The organism is Alteriqipengyuania halimionae (assembly GCF_009827575.1).
Classification (GTDB): Bacteria; Pseudomonadota; Alphaproteobacteria; order Sphingomonadales; family Sphingomonadaceae; genus Alteriqipengyuania_A; species Alteriqipengyuania_A halimionae.
The window spans coordinates 1196182-1211522 of sequence record NZ_WTYR01000001.1 but is presented as its reverse complement, the minus strand read 5'-3'; the positions used below and the strand labels follow the sequence as shown (position 1 = coordinate 1211522).

Here is a 15341-nt window from a genome sequence, read left to right as displayed (position 1 = left end):
TTCCAACGCTGGCCTTGCCGGGCAGGTCGGGCTAAAGGCGCAGCAACTGCGCATTTTCCGCGCACACCCTCCTGTTTGAAGCGTTTGATGACCGACCTTTCCAAGATCCGCAACTTTTCGATCATAGCCCACATCGACCATGGCAAATCGACTCTCGCTGACCGGCTTATCCAGGTTTGCGGGGGGTTGACCGATCGCGAGATGTCCGAGCAAGTGCTTGATAACATGGACATCGAGAAGGAGCGCGGGATCACCATCAAGGCGCAGACCGTGCGCCTCAATTACACCGCGCGCGATGGCGAGACCTATGAGCTCAACCTCATGGACACGCCCGGCCATGTCGATTTCGCCTACGAAGTCTCGCGCAGCCTCGCCGCGTGCGAAGGCGCGCTGCTGGTGGTCGACGCGGCGCAGGGCGTCGAGGCGCAGACGCTCGCCAATGTCTACCAGTCGATCGAGCACGATCACGAGATCGTCCCCGTCATCAACAAGGTCGACCTCCCCGCCGCAGAACCCGACCGCGTGGCCGAGGAGATCGAGGAGATCGTCGGCATCCAGGCCACCGGCAGCTGGCAGGAGGGCGGCTCGGTCCACACCTCGGCCAAGACCGGGCTCGGCATCGAGGACGTGCTCGAGGCGCTCGTCGCCCGCATCCCCCCGCCGCAGGGCAACCGCGATGCGCCGCTGAAGGCCAGCCTCGTCGACAGCTGGTACGATCCCTATCTCGGCGTGGTCATCCTCGTCCGCGTGATCGACGGCGTGCTCAAGAAGGGCCTCGAGGTCAGGTTCATGCAGGGCGGCACCCAGCACCTGGTCGACCGGGTCGGCTGCTTCACCCCCAAGCGCACCGACCTGCCGGATATCGGCCCGGGCGAAATCGGCTTCATCACCGCGCAGATCAAGGAAGTCGAACAGGCCCGCGTCGGCGACACCATCACCACCGTGAAGGGCGGGGCGGACAAGGCGCTGCCCGGCTACAAGGAAGTCCAGCCCGTGGTCTTCTGCGGCCTGTTCCCGGTCGACGCCGCCGATTTCGAGAAGCTGCGCGAAAGCATCGGCAAGCTGCGCCTCAACGATGCGAGCTTCAGCTACGAGATGGAAAGCAGCGCCGCGCTGGGCTTCGGATTCCGCGCCGGCTTCCTCGGCCTGTTGCACCTGGAAATCATCCAGGAGCGCCTCAGCCGCGAATACGATCTCGACCTCATCACCACCGCCCCTTCGGTGGTCTACCGCGTCCACCTCGGCCATACGAAGAACGAGGACGCGAAGGTGGTGGACATCCACAATCCGGCCGACTGGCCCGACGTCAACCGCATCGACACGGTGGAAGAGCCGTGGATCAAGGCGACGATCTACACGCCCGACGAATATCTCGGCGCGATCCTCAAACTGTGCCAGGATCGCCGCGGCGTGCAGACCAACCTCACCTATGTCGGCGGCCGCGCGCAGGTGACCTACGAACTGCCGCTCAACGAAGTGGTGTTCGATTTCTACGACCGGCTGAAATCGATCAGCCGCGGCTATGCCAGCTTCGATTACGAGCAGATCGGGCTGCGCGAAGGCGACCTCGTCAAGATGAACATCATGGTCAATGCCGAAGCCGTCGACGCGCTCTCGCTGATCGTCCACCGCTCGGTCGCCGAAGAACGCGGCCGCGGCATGTGCGAGCGCCTGAAAGACCTCATCCCCCGCCACCTGTTCAAGATCCCGATCCAGGCCGCCATCGGCGGCAAGATCATTGCGCGAGAGACGATCGCCGCCCTGCGCAAGGACGTGACCGCCAAGTGCTATGGCGGCGACATCAGCCGCAAGAAGAAGCTGCTCGACAAGCAGAAGAAGGGCAAGGCGCGGATGCGGGAGTACGGGAATGTGAGCATTCCGCAGGAAGCGTTTATTGCGGCGTTGCGGATGGGGGAAGAGTAGCTTTCTGCAATCACTGCCAACTTTCGTTCCGATTCTTGCTTTGTTCCAATTTCCTCTTATAAGAGAGGTTGTGGAGCATGAAACATGCAAGAGAAGCGGTCCGATTGTGATATCCGCCCAGCCGGCAAACGCCGGGATGGGAGGCCACGCTTTTGGTGTCATGCCCATCAAGCGTCCGCGACTGGAAAGTACGGAATAAAGCTTGAGCGTTGCGAAGGCGCTTATCGCTCTCTGGAATCAAAAGAAATCCTGGAATTAAATCCCAAAGATTACGATGGGGGGGTAGCTCTGTGGGGTGCGGTGAAACCCGCATACGATTCCACGGGGCTTGAGGAGGTGGAGGGGATCCATGTCCACGCTCGAGATGATGCTGGCGACTTAGAGAAAGGCATAGATGACACCGTCGATGCCGTCGCTCTCGAAATCTCCGTGGATTTATTCGAGAAGCGCAAGGTATATGTAACGCGTGAAACGGCCGTGTCCGCATACATTTCTAGAGCGATCGGTCACAATTTGGATTCATTATTTTGTACCTACTGTGGTGAGCCGCATCTGGATTCTGAGTGGTTTGCTGTGAAGCCGCACAAGAGGCACCTCTGCCATGCCTGTGGAGAGATTTTCCTCGCCAACAAGAAGGGCATTTCTAATCCTCTCAAAGGTCTGCGGCAGGTTTTTCAGGATAGTGACGCAAATCGTTCAATTGTTCGTGCTGAGCGCAGGCTGGAGGCGAGCGTGAACGATTTTCCGGGCGGCATCCAAATGTGGGCTTCAAATCCCGCACTCCTCTGGACCGCGCCGAGGCCGGAAGAGGAGGGTATCCATTTTCATGGATACGCTGCAGATAGGTCAACTCGCCTTGAGGATGAAACTTTCGACGCTGTCGTCCTAGACGGTATCGAGATTGACGAATCTCACCTGCGATATTTCATGGCGCAAAATGCTCTCGCGCATTTGCGCGGGCGTATCGTGGTATTGGTCTGCGATTGTGGAGAGGCCTATTTCGACAATGGAATGGATGCTTTCATCCCGCATTCCAACCATCGATGTAAATCTTGCAATATAAAACTATCATCATCAATTAAAAATAAGAAGGTAATCAGTAACCCGTTCCTAAATACTATCCAAAATTTAGATAATAACAGAGGAAAAAAATGAAGGGATACATTTACATAACCGGGACCGGAGCTGATCCAGCGGGGCTTGATAACATCAGCGATCCCATGTTCGGGGAGGTGCCTTCCCTTGGTGCCTGCATGAGTAATCTGCGAGAATTCGTCGATATTGGTGACTACCTCTTTGTTGTTTCGGGGAAGACTGAGGATCTGGCGCAATACGTATTTGGAGGTCTAAAGGTTGCCGAGAAGATCGATCATCTAGCGGCATATGGTCGCTTCCCACAGAACCGACTTCGTTTGAGGGAGGACGGGATTGTAGTCGGAAATATCATTGTAGACGCCGACGGGAATAAGCACCCGCTCGACCACCACGCGGACAAAGGTTTCGAAAGACGCGTAAAGAATTTCATTGTGGGTGCTGATCCCCTTGCCATCCAGTCACCCAGAGAGGTCGAGTTGGCGCGACAGCAGACCTTAAGCAAATTATCGGATATCGTTGGGAAACAAGGTAACCGACCGATAGATATCTTGGGGCGCCAACGGAAGCTGAATGAAGATCAAGTTAATCAAATGATTGAGTGGCTTCGCGGCATCAAGCAAGACGCTGCAAAATGAGTCAAGTTCTCGCCGATCGTTTGCGAGATCTGCGAATTTCTCGCGATTCCTTGGTGTCAAAGACTGCTTTGGGCCGGCAACGCGCGAGCGAGATAATTGGAGGCGCCAAAGCCACCGTCGCGGAATTACGACAAATATGTGCTGGCTTAAGATTGCCAATTCAAATATTTACTGATTCCTCGAAGGTAGAGAATAATTCAATTTCTCCGTTATTTCGGAGTGCGCGAGATTCGTCTGCCGAATATGATATCACTGTTGAGAGGATCGCTCTTTTCGTAAAGGCTAGCTTAGAGTTATTGCCTGAGCGGACTTCGCCCCCTCGTTGGCTCGGTGGTTTTCAAAATGAGCAACGGACTTATCCAGCCGCCGACCGTTCGTCTAAAGTCGCTAGGCTGTTGATTGATCCCGCGAATGTGGATGGACCGCTCGCTGACTTAGGGATGAAATTGAACCAGCTTGAGGGGCTTATCGTCTCGCCCATTGAACATACTCGGTATGAAGGCGTCTCTCTAATTGCTGGCAATTACTGTTTCATATTCGTGTCGCCTCGATTTTCTGGGCGTATGCTTTTTACCCTCGGCCATGAATTCGGACATATTGTCACTGATCATGTTGACGGCGAATTTGCGAAGTTCGAACGGTCGAGGGATATCGGATCTTTCGGGAAATCGCGAAAATCGGAAGCATTCGTAGACGCGTTCTCATCTTGTTTATTGTTACCTGACACTGGTGTCGGCAAGTTTTTGGCGTTTCTTGCCGATCAAAAAATTATGGTGGAAGGCAAGATAACTGATCGAGAGATCCTGTATATAGCGCGCTTCTTCGGAGTTAGCTTTGATGTAGCTGGATTGAGGCTTGAAGCTCTTGGTTTGATTCCAGAAGGATTAACGTTTTCTTTGAGTCGCTATCTTCGGGAGGAATTTGGTTCTCCCGAAAAGCGTGCCGATATTCTGAATATCAGCCCGAGGCAAAAGGTCCCCATACCCCGCATCCCTTCCTTGTTATCGGATGCAATTTTGAGAGCCGTCAACACCGGAGAAACTTCGATCGGTTGGGTCTCCAATAGCTTTGGGTATTCGATTGGTGAGATTTTTGCTCAACAGGCACGAGCATCGTGAATGTTATATTGGACGCTTGTTCAATCATAAACCTTCACAACGGTGGGGTGCTCCGACTGGTTTGTTGTATTCCAGACTTACACATTCAAGTTGGCCCGATAGTTGGAGGAGAGTGTTCGGAGCATTGTGCATTGGCTATTGCCAGCCTCCATACTGATGGTGATCTCGAATACCTTGAGGACAATCAGCTTGATGTTGATGAGGTCCTAAATTTCGTTGATGAGAAAAAATTGGGCGACGGTGAATCGGAATGTATTTTACTTGCTAATCTCGATGGGCAATCTTCAATTTGTTGTGATGATCGGCGCGGTCGCGCGAAGGCTACAGAATTTTTGGGCGAGGAGAGGGTTCTTGGTTCTCTTAGATTGTTGAAAATGGCCGTTCGGGTTGGCCTTATAGTCCCTGTCGAAGCGTTTGCAGCATATGAGTTGATGCGAGATGCTGGTGGATTTTTGCCAACCATTGGGATCGCATATTTTGAGGACTAGGCGGTTTTAGACAGAAAGTATTTGGCAGCTTTGGCTCGAACTTTGCCTCGATCCGCATTCTTTATTGAGCGCCACTGCGAGCTCTGTTCGATCGCTTGCCCGATGCCCTTGCCTCCCTTTCCGGCTTCGGGCTTTGCTCAACCTACCCGTTACCGCCAGCGTCGGTCCTTGAGCCGCCTGACAACCGCCGCGCGCTCATCCTCATCCTCATCCTCATCCTCCACCTCCGGCTCATCCCTCCTGCGCCTATCCGGTGGCGGTAGCGCGGCGCTCTTGCCCTCCGCCTCCGCCGCGCGCTCGGCGGCCTCGCGTTGCCAGCGGTCGCGGCGGGTGAGGAGCCAGTCGACGGGGGCGTCCCACCAGTTTTCGCGGGGCGGGTCGCCCGCGTGGGGCTGGAGGTAGAAGGGGATGGCGGGCTTTTCGTCCAAGTCGCGGGCGCGCAGCTCTGTGTAGCTGACGAAGGCCTAGCGGGCGCAAGGGGATTTTTGGGTCGGAGAGGCGGGCCCAGTCGCGGCGGCGCTGCCTACTCGCCTGCGTCGAGCGTTCGCCAGTCGTCCTCGTTCTCGTTGAACTGGCCCAGTTCGTCCTCTTCGCCGATCAGGTCTTCGAGTTCGCCGACGGCTTTGAAATCGCCGTCGCGGACCATCACGAAGTCGGTTTCCATGTCCGTTTCGGGTGGGCCGTCCTCCTCGGCGCGGCGGCGGGCGGCGAGTTGGGCTAGCTCGGCCTGCATCGCCTCGATTTCGGGCAGGGTCATCGCCACCGGGTCGAAATGCTCGATCATCGCGGCGTTGATGTCGTCCTTCTCCGCGCGCGTGGGGACGGGGACGGTGTATGAGATTCCTTGTGGCCCTACCGCTTCGCTGCTTGAGGGCAGGGCGCTCCCCGACAACCTGTCCGCAGCGGGATCGAAATAGCTGGCGGAGAGGCGGCGGCCGTCTTCGCCGCGCGCGTTCATCCTTAGGCAGAACATCAGCAGGCGGTCGTTCTTCACGCGGCGGAAGCCTTTCAGCTTGCCGCCGACGAAGACGGGGGAGAGCTGGCCGTTCAGCGCGCGGTCGAAGGCTTCGTCCTTGAGCCGCTGGACGCCGAAATCGAGCGCGGCTTCCCAGGCGCGGCGGAAGCTTTCCGAGCCGCGCTGGCGGCGCAGGTAATAGGCGCCCTCGGGGCTCATATTGACATGCATCGCGGCGCGCTTGACGCTGCCGGTATCGGCGAGCGCGGCGATGAAGGCGCGCTGGCGATCGGGCGTCCAGCCATCGTGGCGGTATTTGCGCGGCACGGGCTCGAATGTGGGGAGGGCATGCCCCTCCGCCGCCATTTCGGCGACGGAGCGACGGGTGGTGCGGGGGTCTTTCTTGCGAGTCATCCGCCAGCTTGGAGCAGAAAACGCGCGTGTAGGAAAATGAGGCGCGCTAGGCGACCTTGCTCTCCGGCAGGTTCCCTTGCGCGGCCAGGCTTTCGGCCCGGTGCCGCTCCGCATTTTCCAGCTCGCGGGCGTGGACGACCCGGTCGCGGCCACGGCGCTTGGCGGCGTAGAGCGCGGTGTCCGCGCTCCGGTAAAGCGCGCGCCATGCGGCGTCGTCTTCCAGCGGGCCATCGGCCACGCCGATGCTGATCGTCACCTGCCCGCCATGGGGCATCGCGGCCTCGCGGATGTCGGTGAGGAGCTGGCTCGCCGTGCCCGAACGCAGCGCGTCGGTGGTGCCGAGCAGGGCGAATTCCTCGCCCCCGAGCCTGGCGGCGCCGACATTCTCGCCCGCGTGGGAATCGATCAGGCGGGCGACTTCCTGCAGCACGCTGTCGCCGCATTCGTGTCCATGCGCATCGTTGATGACCTTGAAGCAGTCGATATCGACGATGAGCAGCCGCGATACCCCGTCCCGCGCAGCCAGCCGGCCGGCGAAGTCGAGCAGCGCGCGGCGATTGAGGAGGCCGGTGAGCGGGTCGGTCTGCGCGAGCGCCTGGCTGTGCCGCTTGAGCAGCAGCAGCTCGACCACCTGGTTGTGATGCTCGTTGATCATCCGCCACTGGAACAGCCCAGCGATGCACAGGCTGACGGCGGCCGCCATGTCGAGGGTCGAACCGGTCAGCAGCATGAGGATCGCAATGGCCCCGATGTCGATCACCAGATGCGTCGCCGCCGCCGGGCGGATACTCGCCATGCAATAGGCCGTGGCGAGCGATCCCATGACGAGCATGACAGGATAATGCAGCCGCTCGCCGGGATCGGCGGCGAACCAGGAGGCGATCGCCCAGCTGGTGGAGATCAGCGCGCCGATCAGCGACGATTTCCAGCTCGCGATAATGAAACGTTCGGCTCGCCAGGGCTTCTGCTGGAACTGGTAATCACGGAAGAGGGAGTTCATTCCCATGGCGCAATAGACCGCCATCAGGCCCGGCAGGCCCCAGCGCACGAACCAGCCCGCACGCTCGGGCGTTGCGAGAGCGGCGAAAAGGCAGGTCACCAGCAATCCGACAAACAGCCAGCGCCCCTGTTTTTGCACCGTGGTGGCATTCGCGACGACGAAATCGGAACGGACGTCCTCCGGCAGATCCGGAATCGCGGCGTTGCGAAGGAAGGCAGTGACCTTGTCCATCGGGACGTTGTACCAGGGAAGGTCTAAGCTTTGTTTAATCCTTCCGCCGCGGGGAGCGTCCCGTGAACCGCTGCAACGCGCCATTCCTCCCGGTTCGCCAATGAAAAAGCCGCCGACGCCTGGTGCGGCATCGGCGGCTTGAGCGTCTCGGATCGCGCGATCAGGGCCGCGTCTGGCCCGACCCATGCACGAGGTACTTGAAGCTGGTCAGCTGTTCGAGGCCGACCGGACCGCGGGCGTGCATCTTGCCGGTGGCGATGCCGATTTCCGCGCCCATGCCGAATTCGCCGCCATCGGCGAACTGGGTGGAGGCATTGTGCATCAGGATCGCGCTGTCGATGCTGGTCATGAACTTGCGCGCGGCGTCGGCGTCTTCGGTCATGATCGCGTCGGTGTGGTGGCTGGAGTGCTCGTCCACCCACTCGATCGCCTCGTCGAGGCCGTCGACGACCTTCACGCTGGCGATCTGGTCGAGATATTCGGTGTTCCAGTCTTCGTCCAAGGCCGGCTTGATGCGGTCGTCGATCGCAACGGCGGCTTCGTCACCGCGCAATTCGCAATCGCTGCCCATCGCCTCGACGATCTTGGGCACGGCGCTGTCGGCCACCGCGCGGTCGATCACGATGCTTTCGGTCGCGCCGCAGACGCCGGTGCGGCGCAGCTTGGCGTTGCGGATCACCTCGGCCGCCTTGTCGAGATCGGCGGCTTCGTGGACGTAGGAATGGCAATTGCCATCGAGGTGGAGGAGGGTGGGGACGCTCGCCTGGTCGCGGACCAGTTCGACGAGGCCGCGGCCACCGCGCGGGATTACAAGGTCGACGAATTCATCGGCCTGGAGCAGCGCGGCAACGGCGGCGCGATCGGTGGTGCGCACGGTCTGCACGGCATCGGCGGGGAGGCCGGCGGCGTCGAGCCCTTTCTGCATGCAATCGACGATCACACGGGTCGAATGGCGGCTTTCGCTGCCCCCGCGCAGGATCACTGCATTGCCCGATTTGAGGCACAGCGCGCTGGCATCGGCGCCGACATTGGGGCGTGATTCGTAGATCATCCCGATCACCCCGATCGGCACGGCGACGCGCTCGATCTTGAGGCCGTTGGGACGATCGAACTGGGCGAGCTGGCGGCCGACCGGATCGGGCAGTTCGGCGATCTGTTCGAGCGCGCTGGCCATGCCTTCCACGCGGTCTTCGTCGAGCGCGAGGCGATCGATGAAGCTGTCGGGCTTCTTGCCGCGCACGCTGTCGACGTCCTTGCCGTTGGCTTCAAGCAATTCGGGAGTGGCGTCGCGCAGGGCCTTAGCGGCTTCGCGGAGCGCGGTGTTCTTCGCCTCGGTCGAGGCGGTGAGCAGGCCGCGGGCTGCCTTGCGGGCGCGCTGGCCGAGTTCGTGGATGTGGATCTGGGGGTCGATGGTCTGGTCAGTCATGTAATCCTCTTGGGTCTATGCTTACGACGGGTCGCGGCGGCGACGGTTCCGGAAAAGACGGGGTTCCGGAAAACCCGGACGTCAGCGCAGTTCGCGCGCCCGGTCGTAAGCGGCGGTAAGCGTGTCGCGCATCTTGGCGGAGAGGGCGTCGTCGCCGTTGAGCGCTTCGAGCCCGGCAGCGGTGGTGCCGCCCTTGCTGGTCACGTTGTCGCGCAGCGTCTCGAGCGAGGTCTCGTCATCGGCGATTGCCATGGCAATGGTGCCTTCGATCGTGCCGAGCACCAGGGTGCGGGCGTCTTCGCGCGAAAAGCCGAGCTCTTCGGCGGCGGCGACGTACATGCGCGCGATTTCGAACACATAGCCGGGGCCCGAGCCTGCAACGGCGGTGGCACGATCGAGCATGTCCTCGCTCTCGACTTCAAGCACGGTGCCGGTGCGCTCCATCAGTTCGACGGCGTGGCTGCGGTGCTTGTCGTTGACGCCGAGGCCGGCCACGAGGCTGCTGGTGCCCTTGCCGATTGCGGCAGGCAGATTGGGCATCACGCGGATGATCGGTGCGCCCGACATGGCGCCAGAAAGGCGGACGATCGAAGTGCCGGCGGCGATCGAGAGGACATATCCCTTGCCCGAAAGCATGGTCGAGTAGGCCGGAAGCTCCTGTTCCACCATCTGCGGCTTGATCGCGACAATAATGAGATCGAATTGTTCGCTCGAAATCTCTTCGCGCGATTTCACAAGCCGCGTATTATCCGGCGCGGTTTCGAGAAAAGGATCGACGATGATAAATTTTTCGTCACCCTTGTTCCAGTATTCGAGCAGCGCACTGCCCATTTTTCCGCAACCGATTAGCAAAATGTTGTGAAAGATATCCGACTCCTGTTTCTATTCGGTGGCAAAGCGCCGGCCGATGGGGTCTGCGCTTGAGTTGGATATTTTATAACACACCGATAAAATAAAATCCACCGGTTGTTCTGGCGCACCTGGTCCGTTAGGCTTGTGCCACATTACTCAACACTGCTCGCCAATACGAGAAGTAATATTATGACTGAAACACACAATATCGTTATCAAAATTGGCTCAACGCTGGTTGCAAATTCCGATCGCCTGACACCCCGTTTCGGCTTCATGCAGAGGTTGCTCGAGGATATTGCGCGCATGCGCGAGCGGGGAATCAACGTGATCCTGTGCAGCAGCGGCGCGGTGGCGCTCGGCTTGCGCACCGTCGGCGAAACCCCCGATTCGGCTGGCGTGAGCGACAAACAGGCGGCCGCAGCGTGCGGTATGCCGACGCTGCTCAACGCCTATAAGCAAGTCGGCCACGAATACGATATGGATATCGCGCAGGTCCTGCTGACGCTCGGCGATTTCGAGGACCACCGCCGCTTCCTCAATACGCGCAACACTGTGAACCGCCTGCTCGAGGCGGGCGTCGTCCCGATCGTCAACGAAAACGATTCGATCACGACCGAGGAAATCCGCGTCGGCGACAACGATCGTCTCGCCGCCAAGGTCGCGCAGATGGTCGACGCCAAGGATTTCATCATCCTGACCGAGGTCAACGGTCTCTACGATCGCCATCCCGACGAGCCGGGCGCCGAACTCGTGCGCGAAGTGCAGGATGTCGCGCCCTATATGGAAGCGACGAAGGGCAAGAGCACGCTCGGCACCGGTGGCATGACGACCAAGCTGATGGCGGCCAACATCGCGCAGGAAGCGGGCGTGACCACCTATATCGCGCATGGCGAGGTCGATCAGCCGATCTCGACCGTGATCGATGGGAAGCGCGATTGCAGCCGCTTCCCCGCGCACGATGCCCCCAATACCGGGTGGAAACGCTGGCTTGCCAACCGGCTGCAGATGGCTGGCAGCCTGAAGGTCGAAGATGATGTGGCCGATGCGCTCGAAAGCGGGGAACGGTCGATCATGCGATCGGATATCCTCTCGATCGACGGCGATTTCAGTCGCGGCGATGTGCTGCATATCTACGACACGCACGGCACCGAGCGCGCACGCGGCCTGAGCGACTTCAGCTCCGAGGAATTGCGCGTGCTTGCGGTGAACCCGCATCTCGATGCTGAACAATTGCTCGGCTACAAGACCAAGGGCGAAATCGTGCGGGCGAAGAACCTCGTCTTCCTCGAGCGGCGCCACTTGCTGTGGGACGCCCCCGAAGGCGTCGATCAGGTCGCCTGAGCGCAATTCCCATAAGCGGTCCAACCTTCACTTGGCGTTCAGCCCGGGCGCGGTTATACGGCGCGCCATGACATCGCGTTTCCTTTCCGCGCGCGCCGTTCGCGCTGCCGTCCTCGCTTCCGCAACCCTGTTTACCGCTGCCTGTGCCGGTGGCGGAGGCAGCGGCCCGTCGGACACCGCTTACGTGGCGCGTGATGTGGAAACGCTTTATATGGCGGCCAAGGATCGCCTCGATCGTGGTGCTTCGCGCGATGCGGCAGTGCTGTTCGACGAGGTCGAGCGCCAGCATCCCTATTCGCCCTGGGCCCGCCGCGCCCAGTTGATGAGCGCGTTCAGCTATTACACCGCGCGCGATTACAACAAGGCGATTCAGAGCGCGCAGCGCTTCCTTTCGATCCATCCGGGTAACAAGGACGCACCCTACGCGTATTACCTGATTGCGCTGTCCTATTACGAGCAGATCAGCGATGTGACGCGCGACCAGAAGGTGACCGAACAGGCGCTGGCGGCCATGCGCGAAATCGTGCGCCGCTATCCGGCGACCGATTATGCCACCGATGCACGTCTCAAGATCGACCTGGTAAATGATCACCTGGCGGGCAAGGAGATGGAGATCGGTCGCTATTACCAGACAACCGGCAAATGGCTGGCGAGCTCGCTGCGGTTCCGCAAGGTGGTCGAAAACTTCCAGACCACCAGCCACGCACCCGAAGCGCTTTATCGCCTGGTAGAAAGCTACCTTTCGCTGGGCGTTCCGGAAGAAGCCCAGAAAGCCGCTGCGGTGCTGGGCGCGAATTATCCCGGCAGCAAATGGTATCAGCGCGCTTATGACCTGATGGAGCGGCATGCTCCTGCGGTGGCGACCACCGCGGGCTGACGCCGGGCTTACGCGCGATTACCCTACCCGCGATTACGCTGCCTGGGTGCGGTCGGTTTTCTTCGGATCATCAGGAGTTTCGGCCAGCTCTACTTCGGCGACGACGCGATCGCGTCCATCGGCTTTGGCCTCGTAAAGAGCCTTGTCCGCCCGCGCATAGAGCTTGCGCCAGTCGCCGTCGGTCTTAAGCGGCCCCGTTGCCACGCCGGCGCTTACGGTCAATTGATCGCCGTGCGGCATATCGGCATTGCGCAGCGTCTCCACGAGATGCAGGCCCGACAGCGCAGAGAGATCCTTCGCTTCGCCCAAAAGCGCGAATTCCTCACCGCCGATCCGCGCCGCACAGACCCCCTGGCGCACGAAATTCGAGATGACATCGGCGACTGCGCACAGAACGTAATCTCCGATGTCGTGGCCGTGGCGATCGTTGATCGCCTTGAAATGATCGATGTCGATCAGAACCAGCCGCATCGTTTCGCCCCGCAAGCCCATTCGCTCCGCATCCTCGAGCAGTGCGCGCCGATTGGGCAGATCGGTCAGCGAATCGATCCGCGATAGCCGATGAAGCCTTTGCCGGTGCTCGAGCAGTTCGACGAGGAACCGCCGGTCGTTCCGCGCCATCAGCACGACGAAGAGACCGGATACGAAAATTCCTGCGCCGCAAATCATCTCGAACCCGGTTCCATCCGCGATCAGGACCACCGCCAGCGGTCCGAGACCGACCGCAAGGCACAGCGCGGCAAGGCGCCTCACCTTGGCGAAGCCGTAAGACGTAACGAGTACCCCCATGGCCATAAAGAACGGATACGTCAGGCGAACCGCCTCAGCGCTGTGATGCCAGGCCGAAATAGTCCACACTGCGCCGAGTGCGATGATGGTGCAGGTGACACAGATCGATATGGTCAGAGACTCGATCGCGCGAGCTTCGGTAGCGGGCGCCGAGCGCCGAAGCATCAGGCCCACGACGCTGATCGCCATGATCGCGGCAGGCAGCCAGAAGCGCAGCAGCGGGGGAAGATCCCAGGCAAGCAGAATGGCATTCAACGCGCCGAATAAGAAACCGCAATACAATAACGGTTCCTGCGAGCGAACATGCTCGGCCGCGACGATTGCGTAATCGCCGCGCACTTCTTTTGGAACGGTGGCTTCCACCACCCATTCTTCCCACACCCCGCGCATGGCGCATCACATAACCAATATGGTCTAACTTGTCATTAATCTGACAACAGGGTGCATTCGGGACGACAAACCTGTTCGAGAATGCGCGGATTCGCTTACATCGCTGCGATCTTCGGGTTAAACGGGGCGTGATGCTGACCCGGCTTTCCATCCGCAATATCGTGCTGATCGAAGCGCTCGATCTCGATTTCTCGGGCGGACTCAGCGTGCTGACCGGGGAAACCGGGGCCGGCAAGTCGATCCTGCTCGATGCACTTGGCCTGGTGCTGGGCAATCGCGCCGATAGCGGCCTGGTCCGCGCCGGCGAGCCCAAGGCAAGCGCGACCGCCGCGTTCGAATTCGCCACGCTGCCCGAACCGGTGACCGAAGCGCTCGACGATGCCGATCTGGAGATCGAGCCGGGCGAGCCTTTGATCATCCGCCGGCAGTTGAAGGCAGATGGCGGGTCGAAGGCGTTCATCAACGACCAGCCGGTGGGCGTCGCGCTGCTGCGGCAGATCGCGCCCGCGTTGGTCGAGATCCACGGCCAGCACGATGATCGCGGTCTCGTCAATCCGCGCGGGCACCGGGCGCTGCTCGACCGTTTCGCGGGAAGCGATGTGGCGAGCGTTGGTGCGGCATGGTCGGCATGGCGCGCAGCCGAGGACAAGCTTTCCGAAGCCAGGGCCGACATTGCGCAGGCGAGCGCCGATCGCGACCTGCTGCTCTCGTGGCTCGAAGAGCTGACCAATCTCGCCCCGCAGGAAGGCGAAGAAGCCGAACTCGCCGCCACCCGTGCCAATATGCAGAAGGGCGAGCGGCTCTCGGGCGACCTCGAGGAATTGCGCCATCTGTGGGAAGGCTCCGACGGCGCGCTCGCGACTTTGCGCGGTGCGGCGCGGCGGCTCGATCGGATTGCGGGCGAGCACGACCAGTTGCAGCTTGCGCTCGACGCGCTCGACCGCGCCGTGATCGAGGCGGGCGAGGCCGAGGAAGCGCTGGCCCGCGCGGCCGAAGCGCTGGTCCACGATCCCGCCGAGCTCGACCGGGCCGAAACGCGCCTGTTCGAATTGCGTGCGCTGGCGCGGAAACACGATTGCGAGGCCGACGAACTGCCGGCCAAGATGGCGGAGCTACGCGCCAAGCTCGACGCGATCGAGGGCGGCGAGGCCGAGATCGGTGCACTGGAAAAGGCTGCGCAGGCTGCAGGCGAGACCTATGGTAAACAAGCCCAGGCGCTGCACGAGACGCGGAGCAAGGCGGCGGCGAAGCTCGACATGGCCGTGGCGGGCGAACTCGCGCCGTTGAAACTCGATGCCGCGCGCTTCCAGACCAAGGTCGAAGCGCTGCCCGAGGAACGCTGGAGCGCGAGCGGGATGGACGCGGTCGAATTCCTGATTTCCACCAACCCCGGCGCGGATTTCGCTCCGCTCAACAAGATCGCGAGCGGCGGCGAATTGTCGCGCTTCATCCTCGCGCTGAAAGTGGCTTTAGCGGAGCAGGGCGGCGCCGCGACGGTGATCTTCGACGAGATCGATCGCGGCGTCGGCGGCGCAGTCGCCAGCGCGATCGGCGAGCGCCTGGCACGGCTGGCCAGCGACGGCCAGCTCTTGGCGGTCACGCACTCTCCGCAAGTCGCCGCGCGCGGCAATGCGCATTACCTGATCGCCAAATCCTCCACCGGCACCGTTACCCGCACCGGCGTCACCCTGCTCGACGAAGCGGGCCGCCAGGAAGAAGTCGCGCGAATGCTCAGCGGGGCCGAGGTGACACCGGAAGCCCGCGCGCAGGCAGATAGATTGCTGGGGGACGTGTGATTACCAAAGGC

The 15341-nt window shown here is 60.8% G+C and carries 14 protein-coding genes; 8 read left to right on the top strand and 6 right to left on the bottom strand.

Going from position 1 to position 15341, the window contains the following annotated elements:
• Positions 1 to 87 precede the first annotated feature (87 nt).
• The 5 genes from lepA (at position 88) to GRI68_RS05920 (ending at position 5259) form a co-directional block, all read left to right on the top strand.
• On the top strand, positions 88 to 1923 hold the full coding sequence (gene lepA / locus GRI68_RS05940; RefSeq protein WP_160616397.1) for a translation elongation factor 4: 1836 nt from the start codon (positions 88 to 90) through the stop codon (positions 1921 to 1923).
• Between the two features lie 84 nt (positions 1924 to 2007).
• Positions 2008 to 3078 carry a hypothetical protein gene (locus GRI68_RS05935; RefSeq protein WP_160616396.1) on the top strand — a complete coding sequence of 357 codons (1071 nt, stop codon included), beginning with the start codon at positions 2008 to 2010 and terminating at the stop codon, positions 3076 to 3078.
• On the top strand, positions 3075 to 3653 hold the full coding sequence (locus GRI68_RS05930) for a hypothetical protein (RefSeq protein WP_160616395.1): 579 nt from the start codon (positions 3075 to 3077) through the stop codon (positions 3651 to 3653). The genes GRI68_RS05935 and GRI68_RS05930 overlap by 4 nt, the downstream gene beginning before the upstream one ends.
• Positions 3650 to 4771, top strand: a complete 1122-nt coding sequence (locus GRI68_RS05925; protein ID WP_160616394.1) for an ImmA/IrrE family metallo-endopeptidase — start codon at positions 3650 to 3652, stop codon at positions 4769 to 4771. The genes GRI68_RS05930 and GRI68_RS05925 overlap by 4 nt, the downstream gene beginning before the upstream one ends.
• A 131-nt stretch (positions 4772 to 4902) precedes the next feature.
• Positions 4903 to 5259, top strand: coding sequence for a hypothetical protein (locus GRI68_RS05920; protein ID WP_160616393.1), 357 nt, complete (start codon positions 4903 to 4905; stop codon positions 5257 to 5259).
• A gap of 149 nt (positions 5260 to 5408) precedes the next feature.
• Here GRI68_RS05920 and GRI68_RS05915 read toward each other — a convergent pair whose 3' ends face one another.
• The 5 genes from GRI68_RS05915 to GRI68_RS05895 all read right to left on the bottom strand — a co-directional run bounded on the left by GRI68_RS05915 (position 5409) and on the right by GRI68_RS05895 (position 10137).
• Entirely contained in the window at positions 5409 to 5687 is a 279-nt protein-coding gene (locus tag GRI68_RS05915; protein ID WP_160616392.1) for a hypothetical protein, read from the bottom strand.
• 95 nt (positions 5688 to 5782) lie between these two features.
• Complete coding sequence (locus GRI68_RS05910) at positions 5783 to 6628, bottom strand: hypothetical protein (RefSeq protein WP_160616391.1); 846 nt, start codon at positions 6626 to 6628, stop codon at positions 5783 to 5785.
• A gap of 46 nt (positions 6629 to 6674) precedes the next feature.
• Positions 6675 to 7859: a GGDEF domain-containing protein gene (locus tag GRI68_RS05905; RefSeq protein ID WP_160616390.1), complete on the bottom strand. Its 1185-nt coding sequence runs from the start codon at positions 7857 to 7859 to the stop codon at positions 6675 to 6677.
• A gap of 160 nt (positions 7860 to 8019) precedes the next feature.
• The gene (locus tag GRI68_RS05900; protein ID WP_160616389.1) at positions 8020 to 9285 is read right to left on the bottom strand and encodes a glutamate-5-semialdehyde dehydrogenase; all 1266 of its coding nucleotides are present in this window, start codon (positions 9283 to 9285) and stop codon (positions 8020 to 8022) included.
• 81 nt (positions 9286 to 9366) lie between these two features.
• Positions 9367 to 10137 (bottom strand): pyrroline-5-carboxylate reductase family protein, encoded by a 771-nt coding sequence (locus GRI68_RS05895; RefSeq protein ID WP_267902088.1) that lies wholly within the window; start codon positions 10135 to 10137, stop codon positions 9367 to 9369.
• A gap of 189 nt (positions 10138 to 10326) precedes the next feature.
• Between GRI68_RS05895 and proB the strand changes: the two genes are divergently transcribed.
• Both proB and GRI68_RS05885 read left to right on the top strand, forming a co-directional pair.
• Entirely contained in the window at positions 10327 to 11478 is a 1152-nt protein-coding gene (gene proB / locus GRI68_RS05890; protein ID WP_160616387.1) for a glutamate 5-kinase, read from the top strand.
• A gap of 67 nt (positions 11479 to 11545) precedes the next feature.
• Positions 11546 to 12355, top strand: a complete 810-nt coding sequence (locus GRI68_RS05885; RefSeq protein WP_160616386.1) for an outer membrane protein assembly factor BamD — start codon at positions 11546 to 11548, stop codon at positions 12353 to 12355.
• 33 nt (positions 12356 to 12388) lie between these two features.
• Here GRI68_RS05885 and GRI68_RS05880 read toward each other — a convergent pair whose 3' ends face one another.
• Positions 12389 to 13534 carry a GGDEF domain-containing protein gene (locus tag GRI68_RS05880; protein WP_160616385.1) on the bottom strand — a complete coding sequence of 382 codons (1146 nt, stop codon included), beginning with the start codon at positions 13532 to 13534 and terminating at the stop codon, positions 12389 to 12391.
• 131 nt (positions 13535 to 13665) lie between these two features.
• Here GRI68_RS05880 and recN point away from each other — a divergent pair, with 131 nt between their 5' ends.
• Positions 13666 to 15330 carry a DNA repair protein RecN gene (recN, locus tag GRI68_RS05875; protein WP_160616384.1) on the top strand — a complete coding sequence of 555 codons (1665 nt, stop codon included), beginning with the start codon at positions 13666 to 13668 and terminating at the stop codon, positions 15328 to 15330.
• Positions 15331 to 15341 lie beyond the last annotated feature (11 nt).